The organism is Streptomyces sp. NPDC050704 (assembly GCF_040654355.1).
GTDB lineage: Bacteria > Actinomycetota > Actinomycetes > Streptomycetales > Streptomycetaceae > Streptomyces.
In genome coordinates, this window is sequence record NZ_JBFAHW010000110.1 from 1 (window position 1) to 17,159 (window position 17,159).

Annotated in this window: 15 protein-coding genes and 1 tRNA gene; 8 read left to right on the forward strand and 8 right to left on the reverse strand. The window is 70.1% G+C overall.

All coding sequences use genetic code 11. The annotated features are described in order from the left end of the window. The first annotated feature begins 106 nt into the window (after positions 1 to 106). The 3 genes from cysS (at position 107) to AB0I18_RS40950 (ending at position 4,436) form a co-directional block, all read left to right on the forward strand. Positions 107 to 1,507 carry a cysteine--tRNA ligase gene (cysS, locus tag AB0I18_RS40940; protein ID WP_363110834.1) on the forward strand — a complete coding sequence of 467 codons (1,401 nt, stop codon included), beginning with the start codon at positions 107 to 109 and terminating at the stop codon, positions 1,505 to 1,507. A gap of 151 nt (positions 1,508 to 1,658) precedes the next feature. Next, positions 1,659 to 2,603: a 23S rRNA (guanosine(2251)-2'-O)-methyltransferase RlmB gene (rlmB, locus tag AB0I18_RS40945; RefSeq protein ID WP_363110835.1), complete on the forward strand. Its 945-nt coding sequence runs from the start codon at positions 1,659 to 1,661 to the stop codon at positions 2,601 to 2,603. A 186-nt stretch (positions 2,604 to 2,789) separates the two neighbouring features. Continuing rightward, positions 2,790 to 4,436 (forward strand): DoxX family membrane protein, encoded by a 1,647-nt coding sequence (locus AB0I18_RS40950; protein ID WP_363110864.1) that lies wholly within the window; start codon positions 2,790 to 2,792, stop codon positions 4,434 to 4,436. A 121-nt stretch (positions 4,437 to 4,557) separates the two neighbouring features. Here the strand turns inward: AB0I18_RS40950 and AB0I18_RS40955 are convergent, their stop codons facing one another. From AB0I18_RS40955 to AB0I18_RS40970, 4 genes are all read right to left on the reverse strand, one after another. Then, a complete protein-coding gene (locus tag AB0I18_RS40955) occupies positions 4,558 to 5,289 on the reverse strand; it encodes a nucleotidyltransferase family protein (protein WP_363110836.1) in 732 nt (243 codons plus the stop codon). Between the two features lie 162 nt (positions 5,290 to 5,451). Further along, entirely contained in the window at positions 5,452 to 5,934 is a 483-nt protein-coding gene (locus tag AB0I18_RS40960; protein WP_363110837.1) for a hypothetical protein, read from the reverse strand. Between the two features lie 225 nt (positions 5,935 to 6,159). After that, entirely contained in the window at positions 6,160 to 7,296 is a 1,137-nt protein-coding gene (ugpC, locus tag AB0I18_RS40965; protein ID WP_363110838.1) for a sn-glycerol-3-phosphate ABC transporter ATP-binding protein UgpC, read from the reverse strand. Positions 7,297 to 7,651: 355 nt separating this feature from the next. Continuing rightward, the gene (locus AB0I18_RS40970) at positions 7,652 to 9,052 is read right to left on the reverse strand and encodes an RNA-guided endonuclease TnpB family protein (protein WP_363110839.1); all 1,401 of its coding nucleotides are present in this window, start codon (positions 9,050 to 9,052) and stop codon (positions 7,652 to 7,654) included. A 173-nt stretch (positions 9,053 to 9,225) separates the two neighbouring features. On the opposite strand from AB0I18_RS40970, the gene AB0I18_RS40975 reads away from it, so the two are divergent. After that, positions 9,226 to 9,302 (forward strand) — tRNA-Thr (locus AB0I18_RS40975). A 92-nt stretch (positions 9,303 to 9,394) separates the two neighbouring features. Next, positions 9,395 to 9,808 (forward strand): cytidine deaminase, encoded by a 414-nt coding sequence (locus AB0I18_RS40980; protein WP_363110840.1) that lies wholly within the window; start codon positions 9,395 to 9,397, stop codon positions 9,806 to 9,808. Positions 9,809 to 9,980: 172 nt separating this feature from the next. On the opposite strand, the gene AB0I18_RS40985 is transcribed toward AB0I18_RS40980, so the two are convergent. Next, positions 9,981 to 10,709, reverse strand: a complete 729-nt coding sequence (locus AB0I18_RS40985) for an alpha/beta hydrolase (protein ID WP_363110841.1) — start codon at positions 10,707 to 10,709, stop codon at positions 9,981 to 9,983. Between the two features lie 14 nt (positions 10,710 to 10,723). Beyond that, entirely contained in the window at positions 10,724 to 12,220 is a 1,497-nt protein-coding gene (locus AB0I18_RS40990; RefSeq protein WP_363110842.1) for an FAD-dependent oxidoreductase, read from the reverse strand. 111 nt (positions 12,221 to 12,331) lie between these two features. On the opposite strand from AB0I18_RS40990, the gene AB0I18_RS40995 reads away from it, so the two are divergent. Both AB0I18_RS40995 and AB0I18_RS41000 read left to right on the forward strand, forming a co-directional pair. Further along, positions 12,332 to 13,204 carry an aminoglycoside phosphotransferase family protein gene (locus AB0I18_RS40995; RefSeq protein WP_363110843.1) on the forward strand — a complete coding sequence of 291 codons (873 nt, stop codon included), beginning with the start codon at positions 12,332 to 12,334 and terminating at the stop codon, positions 13,202 to 13,204. An 82-nt stretch (positions 13,205 to 13,286) separates the two neighbouring features. After that, a complete protein-coding gene (locus AB0I18_RS41000; RefSeq protein ID WP_363110844.1) occupies positions 13,287 to 13,763 on the forward strand; it encodes a GNAT family N-acetyltransferase in 477 nt (158 codons plus the stop codon). Between the two features lie 53 nt (positions 13,764 to 13,816). Here AB0I18_RS41000 and AB0I18_RS41005 read toward each other — a convergent pair whose 3' ends face one another. Continuing rightward, positions 13,817 to 14,812 carry a zinc-binding dehydrogenase gene (locus AB0I18_RS41005; protein WP_363110845.1) on the reverse strand — a complete coding sequence of 332 codons (996 nt, stop codon included), beginning with the start codon at positions 14,810 to 14,812 and terminating at the stop codon, positions 13,817 to 13,819. Positions 14,813 to 14,902: 90 nt separating this feature from the next. Next, complete coding sequence (locus AB0I18_RS41010; RefSeq protein ID WP_363110846.1) at positions 14,903 to 16,165, reverse strand: FAD-dependent oxidoreductase; 1,263 nt, start codon at positions 16,163 to 16,165, stop codon at positions 14,903 to 14,905. Positions 16,166 to 16,338: 173 nt separating this feature from the next. On the opposite strand from AB0I18_RS41010, the gene AB0I18_RS41015 reads away from it, so the two are divergent. Further along, positions 16,339 to 17,043: a pentapeptide repeat-containing protein gene (locus AB0I18_RS41015; RefSeq protein ID WP_363110847.1), complete on the forward strand. Its 705-nt coding sequence runs from the start codon at positions 16,339 to 16,341 to the stop codon at positions 17,041 to 17,043. The last annotated feature ends 116 nt before the right edge of the window (positions 17,044 to 17,159 follow it).

The window sequence follows — 17,159 nt, forward strand, 5'->3', positions numbered from 1 at the left end:
GGGTCTGGGGCGGAGCCCCAGGGGATGGGACGGGTAGGGGCGGCGGGGGCGAGGAAATCGCCCGAAGAGTCGCAGGGCACTGCTCGTCGCCCACTACCCTGGAGGGGTGACCATTCGCCTGTACGACACCAGCGCCCGGCAGATCCGTGACTTCGTCCCGCTCTCAGCGGACTGTGTCTCGATCTACCTGTGTGGCGCCACCGTGCAGGCCGCCCCACACATCGGGCACGTCAGGTCGAACCTGAACTTCGACATCATGCGCCGCTGGTTCGAGTACCGCGGCTACGACGTGACGTTCGTCCGGAACGTGACGGACATCGACGACAAGATCATCAAGAAGGCCGCCGAGCAGAACCGGCCGTGGTGGTCGATCGGTTACGAGAACGAGCGGGCGTTCAACGACGGCTACACGGCACTGGGCTGCCTCCCGCCGACGTACGAACCGCGGGCGACCGGCCATGTCACCGAGATGGTCGAGATGATGCGCGGCCTCATCGAGCGCGGCCACGCGTACGAGGCGGACGGCAACGTCTACTTCGACGTGCGCTCGCTGCCCGGCTACCTCTCCCTGTCCAACCAGGACCTGGACGAGCTGCGCCAGCCCTCGGGCGAGGGCGAGACCGGGAAACGGGACCCGCGGGACTTCGCCATGTGGAAGTCCGCCAAGCCCGGCGAGCCGAGCTGGGAGACGCCCTGGGGGCGCGGCCGGCCCGGCTGGCATCTGGAGTGCAGTGCCATGGCGCACAAGTACCTGGGCAGTGAGTTCGACATCCACGGCGGTGGGATCGACCTGATCTTCCCGCACCACGAGAACGAGATCGCCCAGGCCAAGGCCTTCGGCGACGAGTTCGCGCGGTACTGGGTGCACAACTCGTGGGTGACCATGAGCGGCGAGAAGATGTCCAAGTCGCTCGGCAACTCGGTCCTCGTGAGCGAGATGGTCAAGCAGTGGCGGCCCATCGTGCTGCGCTACTACCTCGGCACCCCGCACTACCGCTCCACCATCGAGTACAGCGAAGAGGCGCTGTGCGAGGCCGAGTCGGCGTTCGCGCGGATCGAGGGCTTCGTACAGCGGGTGGTGGAGAAGGTCGGGGGAGCCGTCGAGCCCTCGGCCGAGGTGCCGCCCGCCTTCGCCGAGGCGATGGACGACGACCTGGGCGTGCCGCAGGCCCTCGCCATCATCCACACCACCGTCCGGCAGGGCAACAGTGCACTGGCCGCCGACGACAAGGAAGCGGCCGTCGCCCGGCTCGCCGAGGTCCGCGCCATGCTCGGCGTCCTCGGTCTTGACCCCCTCGACCCGCACTGGGCCGGCGAGTCCGACCGCGGCGAGGATCTGCACGGAGTCGTCGACAGTCTCGTACGCCTGGTCCTCGACCAGCGCGAGGCGGCCCGGACCCGCAAGGACTGGGCCACCGCCGACGCCATCCGCGACCAGCTCAACCAGTCAGGACTCGTCATCGAGGACGGCCCCCAGGGGCCGCGCTGGAGCCTCGGCCCGCGCTGAGCGTCGCCCGGCCCCTCGACCGATTCCTTGATCGATTGTGCCGCCCGGCCATCCGGGCGGCACACTTCATAGACGTACGGCACAGACGTACGACGAAGCACGACACTTTCAGAGACGTACACACGCACGCTTTCACACAGACGGGTAGGTCATGGCCGCTAACAACCGCCGCATGTCCGGCAAGAAGGGCGCGCAGGTCGGCAGTGGCGGCCAGCGACGCCGGGGCCTCGAAGGCAAGGGCCCCACCCCGCCCGCCGAGGCGCGCAAGGGACACAAGAAGAACCGCATCACCAACGCCAAGGCCAAGCAGGCCGTGCGCCGCCCCGCACCGCGCGGCGGCCGCGGCGGCAAGGGCACGTCCGAGATGGTCGTCGGGCGCAACTCCGTCGTCGAGGCGCTGCGCGAGGGCGTGCCCGCCACGATGCTCTACGTGCAGCAGTTCATCGACAACGACGAGCGGGTGCGCGAGGCGCTCCAGCTCGCCGCCGAGCGCGGCGGCATCCACCTCATGGAAGCCCCCCGCCCCGAGCTCGACCGCATGACCAACGGCCTCAACCACCAGGGCCTCGTCCTCCAGGTCCCGCCGTACGAGTACGCGCACCCGGAGGACCTCGCCGCCGCCGCGTACGACGCGGGCAAGGACCCGCTGATCGTCGCCCTCGACGGGGTGACCGACCCGCGCAACCTCGGCGCCGTCGTCCGCTCCGTCTCCGCCTTCGGCGGCCACGGCGTCGTCGTGCCCGAGCGCCGCGCCGCCGGCATGAGCGCCGGCGCCTGGAAGTCGTCCGCCGGCGCCGCGGCCCGTACGCCCGTCGCCCGCGCGTCCAACCTGACCCGCGCCCTTGAGGCGTACAAGAAGGCAGGCCTCGTCGTCGTCGGCCTCGCCGCCGACGGTGAGGTCGAGGTCGGCGACCTGGAAGCGCTGGGCGGCCCCGTCGTCATCGTCGTCGGCAGCGAGGGCAAGGGCCTGTCCCGACTCGTGGGCGAGAACTGCGACTTCCGCGTGCGGATCCCGATGCCGGGTGGCGCGGAGTCCCTGAACGCCGGTGTGGCGGCGGGAGTTGTGCTCTACGAGGCCTCCCGGCGCCGGGCCTGAGCGCTCCTGAAGGCTGTAGCGCGAAGTACGGGGACGAGCGAAAAGCACGTCCCCGTACGGTGATCCGGACCGTCGGGGTGCGCCCCAGCAGGGCGATCCGGATGATCGAGGTGATCTTGACGCGGTCCGGACAGATCGGCCCGGTCAAAGCAGTGTCCTAAACACACGTCACTCGGTTAGATGAGTGTGGACACCAGAACACCCCGCACACCCACGGGGGACCGCTCGTTGCCCTACGACGACGCTCCCGCGCTGAGCATGGTGAAGGTGCCGAGCGATCCGGCGCAGGTCATCGTCAATCATGCGAGCTTCCGCGTGCAGCTGGGCACCGCGCCGCGGGCCAAGTCCCCGCGTGTCGCGCCGCACTTGAGCTCCCCCGACGCGACCGCGCGCATCCCCGCAGTGGGCGCCGCCGCGGGCACCCGGCGCCGCGCGCCCGTCGTCTGGAGCGGGAAGTCCGCCCCCGACGACACAGGCGCCACCCGCCTGTTGCAGGCCGTGCGCAGCACGAGCCTGCGCCACGGCGCCGAGAACCCGGCGGGCGACGGCGGCGCGACACAGGTCATCCCGCGCATCGGCGAGGGCGACGCACCGGGCTTCGACGTCGACGCGACCGTCGAGACCCCGAGCGTCCCCGGCCCCGGGACCCGGCTCCTGCCCCAGATGCGCAGCGCCGGCAGCGCGTACGAAGAGGTCGAGGAACACCCGTACGCGGACGACGAGTTCGACTCCTACGGGGACGAGGGCGACGCCGAAGACAGGGCCGACGGGCGGGTCAGGCGGTACGGCGCCGCACCCGTCCGGCACGGGTACTACCCCGGCCGCCGGATGAACCTCGGCGTCGTCCTGCTCCCGCTGCGCGTCTTCCTCGGCTTCATCTCCATCTACGCCGGCATGGGCAAACTCTGCGACCCCGTCTACTTCGACGGCGGCGAACGCGGCTCCATGGTCAAGTGGCTGAACTCGCTGCACCCTTGGGCCCTCGCCGAACCACTGCGCGAGTTCGCCCTCCAGCACCCCGTCGGCGCCGGACTCCTCATCGCCTTCTTCCAGGTGATCGTCGGCGTCCTCACCGTCCTGGGCCTGTGGCAGCGCGTCGCCGCCGTCATCGGCGCACTGCTGTCGGCGGCCCTCCTCCTCACCGTCAGCTGGAAGTCCGTCCCCGTCTACGACGCGCCCGACATCATCTACCTCGCCGCCTGGTCCCCGCTGATCATCGCGGGCGCCCCCGTCTACTCCATCGACGGCCGCCTCGCCGGCGAGGCCTGGCGCACCCTCGGACCCCGCGCCGACATCTGGGAGCTGCGCCGCCGCGTCCTGCGCCGCGGCGCGCTCGTCGCGGCCATCGTCGTCGGACTCACCCTGCTCATCGGCTCGATGCTCGGCGGCGCCGTCCGCGACGCCGACCGCGTGGTCGTCCCCGGCCCCGGCGAGGCCCCGCGCAACGAACTGCCCGGTTCCCCGCTGCCGGAGGAACCCGGCGAGCGCAGCCGGAAGGCAAGCCCCTCCGCGGCCAACTCGCCCACCCAGGGCACCAGTTCCGCGCGCCCCTCGGACACCGCGACCACCCCGGGCGCGGCCCGCACGACCGACACCGCGGGCGCCGGCACCGACGCCGGACAGCCCAGCCAGACCCAGGGCGCCGTCCAGGCCCCGCCCCAGCAGTCGGCACCGCCGCAGGCCCCCACCACCAGCGCGGGCCCGTCCTCCTCAGGCGGCACCACCGGCGGCACCAGCTCGGGCGGCGGCTCCGGAGGCGGCTCCGGCGGCACCTCGGGCGGCGGCGGCAGCTCCGGCGGCTCGGACCGACTCGTCGGCGGCCTGCTGGGGTAGGCGCCCGCACCGACGGAACGGTGACCGGTACGTGGATGGGGCCCCGCACTGTGAAGTGCGGGGCCCCATCGGCGTACGGGAGAGGGGGAGGGCAAGAGGGACGGGCGGGAGCGGCTGACGCTCAACGGCCCAGTGCCGCCAGCTCCTTCGCCGCCTCCGTGAGGTCCTTCGCGGTGTCGATGGCCCGCCAGTACGCGCCCTGCGGGATGGGATAGCCGGCCAGGCGGCGCTCGCGGGCCAGCCGGGGGAACGTACTGCGCTCGTGGTCACCGAGGTCCGGCAGCAGGGCGGCGAACCCGGGCGAGAAGACGTAGACGCCCGCGTTGATCCCGTACGCGGTCGGCGGGGACTCGATGAAGTCCGTGATGTGACCGAAGTCGTCGGTCTCCACAGCGCCCCACGGGATACGCGGGCGGGCCAGCGCGAGGGTCGCCACCGCGTCGCGCTCGGTGTGGAAGTCCGCCATCTCACGCAGCGAGAAACGGGTCCAGATGTCGCCGTTCGTCGCGTACCACGGGCGGTCCGGGTGGGGCAGGTGCTTGGCGGCGAACTTGAGGCCGCCGCCACGGCCCAGCGGCTCCGTCTCGACCACGGTGGTCACGGAGACGGGCAGTTCGGCCGAGTCCAGCCACTGCTGGAGAACCTCGGCGAGATGGCCGCACGAGACGACGACGTCAGTGACGCCCTCCTCGGCGAGCCAGGCCAGCTGATGGCCGATGATCGGGGTCCCGGTGCCGGGGATCTCGACCATCGGCTTGGGCCGGTCGTCGGTGTAGGGACGCAGCCGGGAGCCCTGGCCGCCGGCCAGGACAACGGCTTGAACGGGGCGCGACGCGGCGTTCGGATCGGTCATGACTCCGAACCCTACGTGGCGCCCCGCGGGTTTGGCGGACGAGGACGTGCCGGGCTGTGCGGGTGGGGACCCGCGGGCCGGTGGGGATTGAGCGCGCCCCGCGGCGGAGCCGCACATCGTCACTGCCCCGCGCCCCCGCGGGGGCGCGCCCCGCCCCATTGATCAGCGGTGCTGGGCTGCTACGCCCGTGGCGAAGGAGGTGTCGCAGACCGGGCGGGCGTACGACTGCGCTCGGGTCGGGCCGTACGTGCGGACGGCGGCGCGGCCCAGCGCGCGGGCGATGGAGACGCAGTGCCTGGCGAGCGACGGACGGCCGTTCACGGCCTCCTGGAGGTGCGTGAGGGCCACCCCGGGGTTCTTCTCCTGGAGCTCGACCAGGAGCTTGTCGCGCAGCACGTCGTGCGGAGCGCGGGAGACGGCCCGCTTGGAGACGTCCTGGGCGGATGCGGCGAGTACCGAGGCCGAGGAGTTGGTCCCCGACCAGTTGACTCGGGTGACCGCGAGAGTCCCGGAGAGCACCAGGACGACGGGCAGAACGAGGGCGAGAGTACGGCCGATCCGGCGGGCCGGACCGCGGCCGTTCCGGATCGGTCGGCCGGCGGGGCCACGGCCGTGTCGCGTCGAGTGGTCAGTGGAGTGCTTCACGCGAGTGAGGGTAGCGCGGGGTGATGATTTGGCGACATTTAGTAATCAGTTTGAGGGACGGGTAAAGCGTCATTTTCGAGTTTGATGTTGACGTACAGGTATCGAAATGCCGGGTCTGCCGGGGTATTTGTCGACAACGAAGAAGGCTCCGCAGCAGGCCGCGGAGCCTTCTTCGTCAACTCGGGTGAAATCTCCGGAGAGTCTCCGGAGATTCTCCGGAAAGGGTCAGTCGGTGAGGCGCTCGCCGGTGGACGTCGAGAACACGTGGGTCTCGCCCGCGCGCGGCACGACGTGCAGCGTGGCGCCCTTCTCCGGGACCGCGCGGCCGCTGACGCGGACGACCAGGTCCTTGAGGTCGTCGCCCATCTTGGAGCTGCCGTAGACGTAACCGTCGGCGCCGAGCTCCTCGACGACGTTCACCGAGACGGCGAGGCCCGCCGGGGCGTCCTCGGTCTCCTTCGTCAGCGCGTTGGCGGCGGCGCCGTTCTGCTCGACGATGTCGAAGTGCTCCGGGCGGACGCCGACCGTGACGGTCGTGTCACCCCGGTCCGCGGCGGCCTTGAGGGCCTCGCGGTTGACCGGCACCACGCTGTTGCCGAACTTCACACCACCGTCGGTGATCGGGACCTCGACGAGGTTCATCGCCGGGGAGCCGATGAAGCCGGCGACGAAGAGGTTGGCCGGGCGGTCGTACATGTTGCGCGGCGAGTCGACCTGCTGGAGCAGACCGTCCTTGAGGACCGCCACGCGGTCGCCCATCGTCATGGCCTCGACCTGGTCGTGGGTGACGTACACCGTGGTGATGCCGAGGCGGCGCTGCAGCGACGCGATCTGCGTACGCGTCGACACACGGAGCTTGGCGTCGAGGTTCGACAGCGGCTCGTCCATGAGGAACACCTGGGGCTCACGCACGATGGCACGACCCATGGCGACACGCTGACGCTGACCACCGGAGAGCGCCTTCGGCTTGCGCGCCAGGTAGTCGGTGAGGTCCAGGATCTTCGCCGCGTCCTCGACCTTCTGGCGGATCTCGGCCTTGTTGACGCCGGCGATCTTGAGCGCGAAGCCCATGTTGTCCGCGACCGTCATGTGCGGGTACAGCGCGTAGTTCTGGAACACCATGGCGATGTCCCGGTCCTTCGGCGGCAGGTGCGTGACATCGCGGTCACCGATGTGGATCGAGCCGGCGTTGACGTCCTCGAGACCCGCGAGCATGCGCAGGGAGGTGGACTTTCCGCAGCCGGAGGGACCGACGAGGACGAGAAACTCGCCGTCCGCGACGTCGAGCTCGAGCTGGTCGACGGCGGGCTTGTCGCCACCCGGGTAGATGCGGGTCGCCTTGTTGAACGAGACAGTGGCCATGGTGAGGGCCCCCTTCACCGGCAGGAACGTGCCGGACGATCCGTAGTGGAAGGTGGTGTGCCACTACGGAACGATCCGTAGTGGTGTAGTCCACGCGAGCGAACTGGGTCAGGACGCTACCCCGCGTTCACACGATCTGTCAGTACTCCGGGGGCTATGAAGTTCGAGGAAATTTTCGATCACAGGACAGAGCACCGGCTTTTTGACCTTGCCAGGGCTTCCTGCTTCACAGCCCACTGCCGACGGACAAACGGGCTACCCCGCCGCCACGCACGGTCTCACACAGACTCCACAGGCATTCCGGCCGACGGCCCATCGGTCCGTACCGCGTACTGCACATCGCACACCGGCCCGCCTACGCGGCCAGCAGACACGCCTCCAACTCCGAGGTCTTGATCACGACTGGAGCCCTCCGGCCCGGCGGCAGCGCGGATGCCACCAGCCAATACAGGCGCATCCCCTCATCTCGCAGATTCACCGCCGCGTTCACATCCCGGTCGTGCACCACACCGCACTCGGCACACGACCACTCCCGGACCGAGACATCCAGCTTCGGGCCCTTCACATGACAGGCCGAGCACCTCCGAGTGGAGGGGAAGAAACGGTCCACGACCACCAGCGTCCGGCCGTACCACTCGCACTTGTACCGCAGCTGACGCAACAACTCGCCCCACCCGGCATCGATGATCGCCCGACTCAAACTCGCCTTGCGCCGACGGCCCTTACCGCGAGCCGGACGCAACAGGTTCACGATGGACAGGTCCTCCACCACGAGCACTTGGTTCTCGCGCACGAGGCGGGTCGTGAACTGGTCCAGCATGTCCCTGCGTACGTCACCCATGAGCGCGTACAGGCGCGCGATCTTGCGCCTGACCTTCTCCCGGTTCTTGGAACCCCTCACCTTCTTGTGCAGCTCCCGCTGCAGCCGCGCCAACTTCTCCGCGTACCGCTTCAACAACCGGGGATGATCCAGCTTCGTACCGTCATCGAGCGTCACCAAGGACGCCAGTCCCAAGTCCAGCCCGACCGCCTTCGGCTCCTGCGAACCCGGCAGGAAGAGAGCAGGCAGCGGTTCAATTGGCTCTTCCACGAGCGTGGACACGAAGTATCGCCCGGCCCGGTCCCGCGTCACCGACAACCGAACCGGAACCGTCCCCGCGGGAAGCGCCCGCGACCAGCGAATGTCCAACGGCTCGGACTGCTTGGCGAGCGTGATCAGACCCGTACCCGGCCGCTCAGGATCCTCGACCCACCTGAACCCCGTACGCACATACGTCGCCGAATCCCGCGACCGCTGTTTCTTCTTCCGTGTCGGATACTTCGCCACGCCCTTGATGAACCGTGTGAACGCCTGGTCGAGATGGCGCAGGGCCTGCTGCAGCACCGTCGAGGACGCCTCCTTGAGCCACGCCCTCTCTTCGGTCTGCTTCCAACCTGTCAGCGCTCGACACGTCTCCGCGAAACCCACATTCACCCGGTGCTGCTCCCAGGCACCTGACCGCAGGGCCAGCCCCTCGTTGTAGACCCACCGGCAAGCTCCGAACGTCTTCCCCAACTGCTCGGCCTGTGCCTCGGTCGGATAGAAGCGGAACCGGTAGACGCGATGGTGGGTGTCCGTCTCCTTGGCATGGCTCTTCAGGGGAGTCGCTTTGCGGCCCTCGTGCTTGCGGCGGTCTTCGATGCCGAGTTCCTCGCGCTTGATGCGCTTGGCCTCGTCACCCTTCACCGCCTTCGGCTTCTCCGCCGACTCCTCCACGAGCCCCCCTCGCAGTCCGATATTCGGAACAGCACGTCAGTCCGTTCAACGAACGGGTGCGCGGGTGGTTACGCGTCTTTTCGAGGTTTCCCGTCAGGGCAACTGCGTGGATTGCGGCGAGGGGGTCTGTGTACAGTGGAGCCGCCTTCGCGTGCGGCGTTGTTGCGCGCGGCGCCTCCTTAGCTCAGCTGGCCAGAGCATTCCCCTTGTAAGGGAAGGGTCGTCGGTTCGAATCCGACAGGGGGCTCCACTCCAAGCCCAGCCCAGACAGTGTCTGAGCTGGGCTTTGTGTTGAGTGGATGCGGCGCCAACGTCGCCTGACACCGGACGAAGGCAGAGAAGATGACCACGCGGATCGATCACGTCGACCACGAACTCATCCAGGCTGCGGCCCAGGTCGCTCGCACGCGCTGCCGGGGTGACAACCACACCATGGCGGCCGCGGCCCGGGCTCAGGACGGCCGGATCGTCACGGCGGTGAACGCGTATCACTTCACCGGAGGGCCCTGCGCCGAGCTGGTGCTCATCGGTGCGGCAGCCGCTCAGGGCGTCTACGAGCTGGACACGATCGTTGCTGTGGGGGACAGAGAGCGCGGGGTTGTTTCCCCGTGCGGTCGGTGCCGGCAGGTGCTCCTCGACTACTTTCCCGCCGTCAAGGTCATCGTTGGTGACGACGACCGTGTGCGAACCGTCCTTATCGCCGACTTGCTCCCCGAAAGCTACGTCTGGGCCGACCACCAGCTCGACGCCGAGTAGAACGCGGCACTCGGCACGAGCCGGCTTCGGCCGACCCAGGGCGAACCTTTCCGATGCGGCACGAGCTTGTTCGCGCGGTCTCGGTGGCCGCTCAGTCCGGGAGCGTCCGTGGCCGCCTGCTCGTGAAGGCGGCCCGGCACAGGGGCTCCAGCAGTGTGGGCAACGGCCCAGGTCACCCGCTGACCTGGGCCTTTTCCATGTCCAGGCCCGCTGCCTCTGCGATGACGTGGGCTGTGCGGAGGCCCTCTCGGTAGGAGGAGCCGGAGTGGGCGGGGCGGCAGCGGCCCAGGTCTGCGGAGTATTCGGCCATGACTGCGCCTGAGTGGTCCGTGGTGAGTTCGGTGAGGGGGGCTCGGCGGCCGTGGGAGGCGAGGACGGACTGGAACTCGCGGGCGTTGGCGAAGTCACAGACTCGGTCGGCGGTGCCGTGGACCAGGTGGATCGGCAGGGGTGGGGCGGTGGCGCAGACGGCCATCGGGGAGGGGAGGGCGAGGAGGGGTTCGGGTTGGTTGTAGCGGGCGGCTACGCCGACGACGGCTGCTGGGCGCCAGCCTTCGGGTGGGTTCGGCTGGAGGGCGGTGGCCATCGCGGCGCGGCCGCCGAGGGACCAGCCGACGAGGATGATCTTTGCCGGGTCCGGTACGAAGTCCCAGGTGAAGCGGAGGGAGGCGGCCAGCTGGGGGCGGCCGCCGTCGGGGGCGTCGGGGTGCCAGTCGGGGACTATGACGGTGGCGCCGAGGCGGGCGACCGTGGCGGCCAGGGCGCCGAGGACGTCGCGTTCGGCGGGGCCGCGGCCGTGCCACAGGAGGACTGTGGGGGCGTCGGGGGCGGTGGCGCGGTGGATGTCGAGGAGTTGGCCGTCGGAGGTGTAGCGGACGGTGTCCATGACTGCGGTGCTCATGACGTTCCCCTGTCTCAGCGGCCCGCGACCCGGTCGGCGATACGCGCGATCCGGGACGACTGTGCGGCATGGGTGGTGCGTTCGCGGCGGTCGGCGGCTCGATACGTCGCGTACATGCCGTGTACCCCGAGCCAGCGGAATGGCTCGGGTTCCCACTTGCGGACCTTGTGTTCGACCCAGGGGAGGGTGGTCAGGTCGGTGGCGCCCGACTGGCCTGAGTCCTGCTGGATGAGGTCGCGGAGGGTGCGGGCGGCGAGGTTGGTGGTGGCGACGCCGGAGCCGACGTAGCCGCCGGCCCAGCCGAGGCCGGTGGAGCGGTCGAGGGTGACCGTGGCGCACCAGTCGCGGGGGACGCCGAGGACGCCGGACCAGGCGTGGGTGACGGCGATGTCGGAGAGTTGAGGGAAGAAGCGGACGAGGATTTCGCGCAGGGCTCTGACCGTCGACGGCTGCGTGCGGCCGTCGTTGTCGGTGCGGGAGCCGAAGCGGTACGGGACTCCGCGGCCGCCGAGGGCGATGCGGTCGTCGGCGGTGCGTTGGGCGTACATGTAGGCGTGGGCCATGTCGCCGAGGGTTTCGCGGCCTTCCCAGCCGATGGATTCCCATTGGGCGGCGGTGAGGGGCTCGGTGGCGATCATGGAGGAGTTCATGGGGAGCCAGGTGCGTTTCTGGCCCTTCAGGGAGGCTGTGAAGCCTTCCGTGCAGCGCAGTACGTAGGGGGCGCGGACGGTGCCGTACGGGGTGACGGCGTGTTTGGGTCTGATCTCGGTGACGGGGGTCGACTCGTGGATCGTGACGCCGAGTGCCTCGACGGCCGCCGCGAGGCCCTTGAGGAGTTTGACGGGGTGGAGGCGGGCGCCGTGCGGGGTCCAGCTGGAGCCGACGGCGTCGGCGACGCGGATGCGGTCGGCGGTCTCGGCGGCGCCGTACAGCTCGCGGTCCTTTTCGCCGTACGAGAGTTCCGTGTCGTGGAAGGTCTTCAGGCGGGCCAACTGGGCGGGGGTGTAGGCGACTTCGAGTACGCCGCCCTGGTGGATGTCCGCGTCGATGCCTTCTTCTCCGGTGACGCGGACGACCTCGGTGACCGTGTCGTTCATGGCGTGCTGGAGGCGTACGGCGGCCTCGTGGCCGTGCAGGCGTGCGTACCGGTCGCGGCCGGCGATGCCGTTGTAGAGCCAGCCGCCGTTGCGGCCGGAGGCGCCGTAGCCGCAGAACTTCTGTTCCAGGACGGTGATCCGCAGGAAGGGGGCGGCTTTCTTCAGGTAGTACGCCGTCCACAGGCCGGTGTAGCCGCCGCCGACGATGACGATGTCGGCGCTCGCGTCTCCGGGGAGGGGTTCGCGGGGGGTGGGGAGGCCTTCTTGCGCGTACCAGAACGATATTCCGCCGTTGACGACGGTGCGGGGTGCGCGGGGTGCGCTGTCGGCCGTGCGGGCTGGGTTTGCCGCGTCCGTCGCGTGGGTGGCCTCGGTCGCCTCGGTCGCGCTTCCCGCGCTTTCCGTGCTGCTCATGCGCGGGACGTTAGCTTCTCCGGGTGGCGGGTGTCTCCTTCGGGTTCCATGCTTTTCCGTGCTCTTGGACAAGCGGGGCCCGACTTACGGAGTGAGGGGTGAGGGGCGGCGGTGACGGTGACGGGCTGGGACGCGGGGCTGCTGGCGCGGGGAGAGGAGTTCCTGGAGCGGTGGGGGCTGCGGCGGGACGGGGCGCCGATGGGCGGTCGGGTCGCGGTCGTGCTGCCGGTGGTGTGCGGTGACGGGACGCGGGCCGCGCTGAAGCTCCAGGACATCGACGACGAGACGGTCGGTGAGGGGCTCGCGCTGCGGACCTGGGGCGGCGACGGTGTCGTACGGCTGCTGGACGAGGACGCGGCGACCGGCACGATGCTGCTGGAGCGGCTCGACGGGGGACGGTCGCTGGCGGCCGTGCCGGATGTGCTGGAGGCGACCGGGATTCTGGCGGGGCTGCTGGCGCGGGTCACGGCTGTGGCGGCGCCGGAGGGGATGCGGCGGCTGGGGGACATCGTGGCGGGCATGGTCGAGCGGTTGCCGCCCGTGCTCGATTCCCTTGCCGCTGAGGATGACCGGCGGCTGTTGAAGGACTGTGCGGCGGCGGTACGTGAGGTCGCGGGCGAACCCGGGGACCGGTTGCTGCACTGGGACCTGCACTTCGAGAACGTCCTGGCGGCCGAGCGCGAGCCCTGGCTGGTGATCGATCCGAAGCCGCTCGCCGGGGACCCGTGTTTCGAGTTGTTGCCCGCGCTCTGGAACCGGTTCGAGGAGGGGCGGTTGATGCGCCGTTTCGACCTGCTGACGGAGGCGTTGGGTGTGGACCGGGAGCGGGCGCGGGCCTGGACGCTGGGGCGGGTGCTGCAGAACTCGTTGTGGCGGGTGGAGGAGAGGGAAGGGGAGGGAGAGGGAGAGGGGGAGAGGGAAGGGGAAGGGGAAGGGCTGGATGCCGAGCAGGTCGCCATCGCCCGGCTGCTGCTTGGGCGTTGAGCTGTGGCTGGTGGGCGGTGGCTGGTGGGCGGTGGCTGGTGGGCGGTGGGCGGTGGGCTCCGGGGTGTCGTAGCGTGCCCGCATGATTCGTACGGCGACTCCCGCTGATGTTCCGGTGATCCACTCCATGGTTCGTGAACTGGCCGAGTACGAGAAGGCGGTGGATGAGGCCAGGGCGACCGAGGAGCAGTTGCGTGAGGCGCTCTTCGGGGAGCGGCCCGCCGCGTTCGCGCACGTCGCGGAGGACGCGGGGGGTGTGGTGGTCGGGTTCGCGCTGTGGTTTCTGAATTTCTCGACGTGGCGCGGGGTCCATGGGATCTACCTGGAGGACCTTTACGTGCGGCCGGAGGCGCGCGGGGGTGGGCACGGGAAGGCGCTGCTCGCCGAGTTGGCGCGGATCTGTGTGGTGCGGGGGTACGAGCGGCTGGAGTGGGCGGTGCTCGACTGGAACCGGCCGTCGATCGATTTCTACGAGGCGTTGGGTGCGCGGGCGCAGGATGAGTGGACGGTGTATCGGCTGACGGACGGGGCGTTGGGTGCACTCGGGTCACGGGACTGAGCTGGGGAAGTCAGGGGAGTGGGGAGTGGGGAGTGCGTCGGGCCGGTGGGGTGTCACGGTTCCAGGATCACTTTGCCGATCGTTCCCCGGGTTTCCAGCGCGCGGTGTGCGGTCGCCGCCTGCGCCAGGGGGAAGCGCTGGACGGCCGGGACGAGGCGGCCTTCGGCGGCTTCGGCGAGGGCGCGCAGTTCGAGGGTGCGTATGGGGTTGGGGCCGCCCGCCTTCTGCATCATCACGGGGCCGAGGACCGACTGGGACACGCCCTCGACGTGCAGCGGGGTGCCGTCGTGCAGGCCTTTGCCCGACCAGCCGAAGACGAGGTGCTGGGCGCCGGGGTCGGCGGTGGGGTCGCCGAGCAGGGCGACGGCTTCGCGGGCCGTGTCGCCGCCGACGCCGTCGAAGACGACGGTGGCCGCGCGGTCGCCGAGGAACCGCCTGACCTGGTCCGGCCAGCTCGGGTCCCGGTAGTCGACGGCGAGGTCCGCGCCGTTCTTCTCGACGCGTGCCACCTTCTCCGGGCCGCCGGCGAGGCCGATCACGGTGGCGCCGGCGTGCTTCGCGTACTGCACGAGGAGGGTGCCGATGCCGCCCGCGGCCGCCGGGATCACGGCGACGGAGGCGGGGCCGAGCTCGGTGAACTGCAGGATTCCCATCGTCGTACGTCCGGTGCCGATCATCGCGACGGCCTGTGCGAAGTCCAGGTTTCCGGGGATCTCGTGGACGCGGTCGACGTCCGTGACGGCGAGTTCGGCGTAGCCGCCGGGGGCGGAGCCGAGGTGGGCCACCACGCGCTTGCCGAGCCACAGGGCGGCGACGCCCTCGCCGAGGGACTCGACGGTGCCGGCGACCTCGCGGCCGGGGATGGTCGGGAGGGCGGGCAGTGCCGGGAGCGGGCCCTGGATGCCCTCGCGGATCGCGGTGTCGAGGAGGTGTACGCCGGCCGCGGCGACGGTGATACGGACCTGGCCCGGGCCCGGCTCGGGGTCCTCTGCCTGTTCGTACGAGAGGTTGTCGGCGGGGCCGAAGGCGTGGAGGCGGATGGCGTGCATGGGGGCTCCTCGGGGGCGTCGGGGGTTCCTCGGGGTGTTGTGCCGCGGGTCGTGAGGCTTGCCGTGCGGCTGTGTCGCCATCCTTTGACCTCAAGCGTGCTTGAGGTCAAGCCCCGCCCTGCTGCGGATGCCGAGTGCCAGGGTCACGGCCTCCAGTGCGCTGTTGAACGACACCTCCGAGAGCACGCCGGGAGCCGCCACCTGGTCGCCCGCGAGGTAGACGTCGTCGCCGCGGTCGACGCGTGGCCGGTCGCGCCAGCTGGTGCCTGGGTGGTCTACGGCGCCGGTGCGGCCGTTCGCGAGGGCCTCGTTGCGGTACGTGATCCGGTCGCGCCAGGCCGGGAAGCCGAGGTCGAGCAGTTCCTCGGCGCGGGCGATGCCGTCGGCGTGGGACTCGTGGGGTGCGATCGGGATCTGGCCCTGGATGAGCTGTTCGTTGGTTGGGGCGAGGGTGCGGTCCTGGGCCGTGAATCGCTCGATCCAGCCGGGCGCGTCCAGGTCGGACACGGCGAACGCGTCGCCGGTGGAGGTCCCCCCGATCATGGGGGTCCCCCCGCTCGACCGAAGTCGGGAGTGGGGGAGGAGCCGGGCGCGGGGGAGGGTGCGTACGGCCAGGTCGAGCAGGGCGGTGCGGCCGCTCGGCCAGGTCAGCGAGTCGTCCTTGAGGAGGGTGCGGGCGGCGTCGAGGGAGGTGGCGATGATCACGGGGCCGTGGTCGTCGGGGATGGTGTCGACGCGGGCCAGGGTTTCGACGCGTACGCCGAGGTTCCAGGCCCTTGCCGCCATACGGTCGATCACGCTCGCCCAGCCGCCGCGCGGGTAGTGCGCTTCCGGGGGCAGCTTCGTGGCGCGGCGCAGGCGTTCCTGGACGAAGGCGGCGGAGAGGGCGCCGGGGTTGTGGTGGAAGATCGCGACGGCGGAGTAGTTCGCGGCTGTGTTCGCGGCCTCTTCGCCGGCGATCGCGGTGGCCCAGGTTTTGAAGTCGGTCTCTATCGGGGCCTGTTCGGGTGTACGGCGCAGGAGTTTGAGCATCGCGAACGGTGGGGTGCGGCGGAGTGTGCCCTTGTGGCGGAGGCGGAGGCGGGCCGCTTCCAGGGGTGGGAGCGGGGCGAGTTCGCCGAGCAGGCCGCGCTGTTTGAGCCAGGTCCAGTGGGGGCCGCCCTTGTAGAGGGCGTGGGGGCCTTCGTTTGTTTTGTACGGGCCTTCGGCGGTGCGGGCTCGGCCGCCGAGGGTGTGGTGGGCTTCGTAGACGGTTACCTTGGCGCCTGCCTCTGCGGCGGTGATGGCTGCGGTGAGGCCGGCGAAGCCGCCGCCGACGATGGTGATGTGGTGTGTGGCGTGCGTGCGGGGCATGGCTGGGGGGCTCCCTTTGCTCCGGTGTCTTCTTCTTGTTTGACCCTTTGACTCTTCGTGGGGGTCGGAATGTGACATCGGGGGGAGTTTTGGCTGGTCGGGGGTGGGGTGGGGGCTCGTGGGGTGCGGGGGCGTGGGAGGGGATTGTCAGTGGGGACGTGCAGGATGGGGGGATGGCGAGCAGAGCGGTGAAGCAGGCAGGGGCGAAGAAGAAGGTAGGGGTGAAGGGGGCGCGGCGGCCTGAGGTGCGGTTGCCGCCGCTTGTGCCGTACGGGGGTGGTGGGCTGGAGCCGGACGGGGACTATGACGGGCTTGAGTTCAGTGCGGTGGACTTCGTGGGGCAGGACGGTGCGGGGGCGCGGTTCATGGACTGTGCGCTGACCGGGTGTGCGCTGGATGAGACGCGGCTGCATCATGCGCGCGTGCTCGACTCCGTGCTTACGGGGATACGGGGGGTCGGGACCGATTTCGCGTCGGCGACGTTCCGTGATGTGGAGCTGGTTGATGCGCGGTTGGGCGGGGTGCAGGTGCATGGGGCTGTGCTGGAGCGGGTGGTGGTGCGTGGGGGGAAGATCGATTATTTGAATCTGCGGGAGGCACGGCTCCGGGATGTGGTGTTCGAGGGGTGTGTGCTTGTTGAGCCGGACTTCGCGGGGGCTCGGTTGGAGCGGGTGGAGTTTGTGGACTGTGTGCTGAAGGGGGCGGACTTCAGTGGGGTGTCGTTGACGGATGTTGATCTGCGGCGGGCTGCGGAGCTGGATTTTGTGCGGGGGGTTGATCGGCTGGCGGGGGCGGTGATCAGTCCGGGGCAGTTGGTGGAGTTGGCGGGGGTTTTTGCTGCGGAGATGGGGGTGCGGGTGGTGGGGTTGGGGGAGTGAGGGGGCGCGTCGCTACCGCTCGGTTTGGCTCGGCTCGGTTGGGGGCGCGGTGCCGTTCGTTGTGGGGTCGGGGCCGTGCCGGTACGTCGAGTCCGCCGCCCTCCGGGTGTACGGCT

Excerpts from the sequence above, each read along its gene's own strand:
- AB0I18_RS40985 (WP_363110841.1), bottom strand. The coding sequence starts at position 10,709 with ATGAGCACCGCAGTCATGGACACCGTCCGCTACACCTCCGACGGCCAA.
- AB0I18_RS41010 (WP_363110846.1), bottom strand. The coding sequence starts at position 16,165 with ATGCCCCGCACGCACGCCACACACCACATCACCATCGTCGGCGGCGGC.
- AB0I18_RS40955 (WP_363110836.1), bottom strand. The coding sequence starts at position 5,289 with ATGACCGATCCGAACGCCGCGTCGCGCCCCGTTCAAGCCGTTGTCCTG.
- AB0I18_RS41005 (WP_363110845.1), bottom strand. The coding sequence starts at position 14,812 with ATGCACGCCATCCGCCTCCACGCCTTCGGCCCCGCCGACAACCTCTCG.
- AB0I18_RS40980 (WP_363110840.1), top strand. The coding sequence starts at position 9,395 with ATGACCACGCGGATCGATCACGTCGACCACGAACTCATCCAGGCTGCG.
- rlmB (WP_363110835.1), top strand. The coding sequence starts at position 1,659 with ATGGCCGCTAACAACCGCCGCATGTCCGGCAAGAAGGGCGCGCAGGTC.
- ugpC (WP_363110838.1), bottom strand. The coding sequence starts at position 7,296 with ATGGCCACTGTCTCGTTCAACAAGGCGACCCGCATCTACCCGGGTGGC.
- AB0I18_RS41015 (WP_363110847.1), top strand. The coding sequence starts at position 16,339 with ATGGCGAGCAGAGCGGTGAAGCAGGCAGGGGCGAAGAAGAAGGTAGGG.
- AB0I18_RS40990 (WP_363110842.1), bottom strand. The coding sequence starts at position 12,220 with ATGAGCAGCACGGAAAGCGCGGGAAGCGCGACCGAGGCGACCGAGGCC.
- AB0I18_RS41000 (WP_363110844.1), top strand. The coding sequence starts at position 13,287 with ATGATTCGTACGGCGACTCCCGCTGATGTTCCGGTGATCCACTCCATG.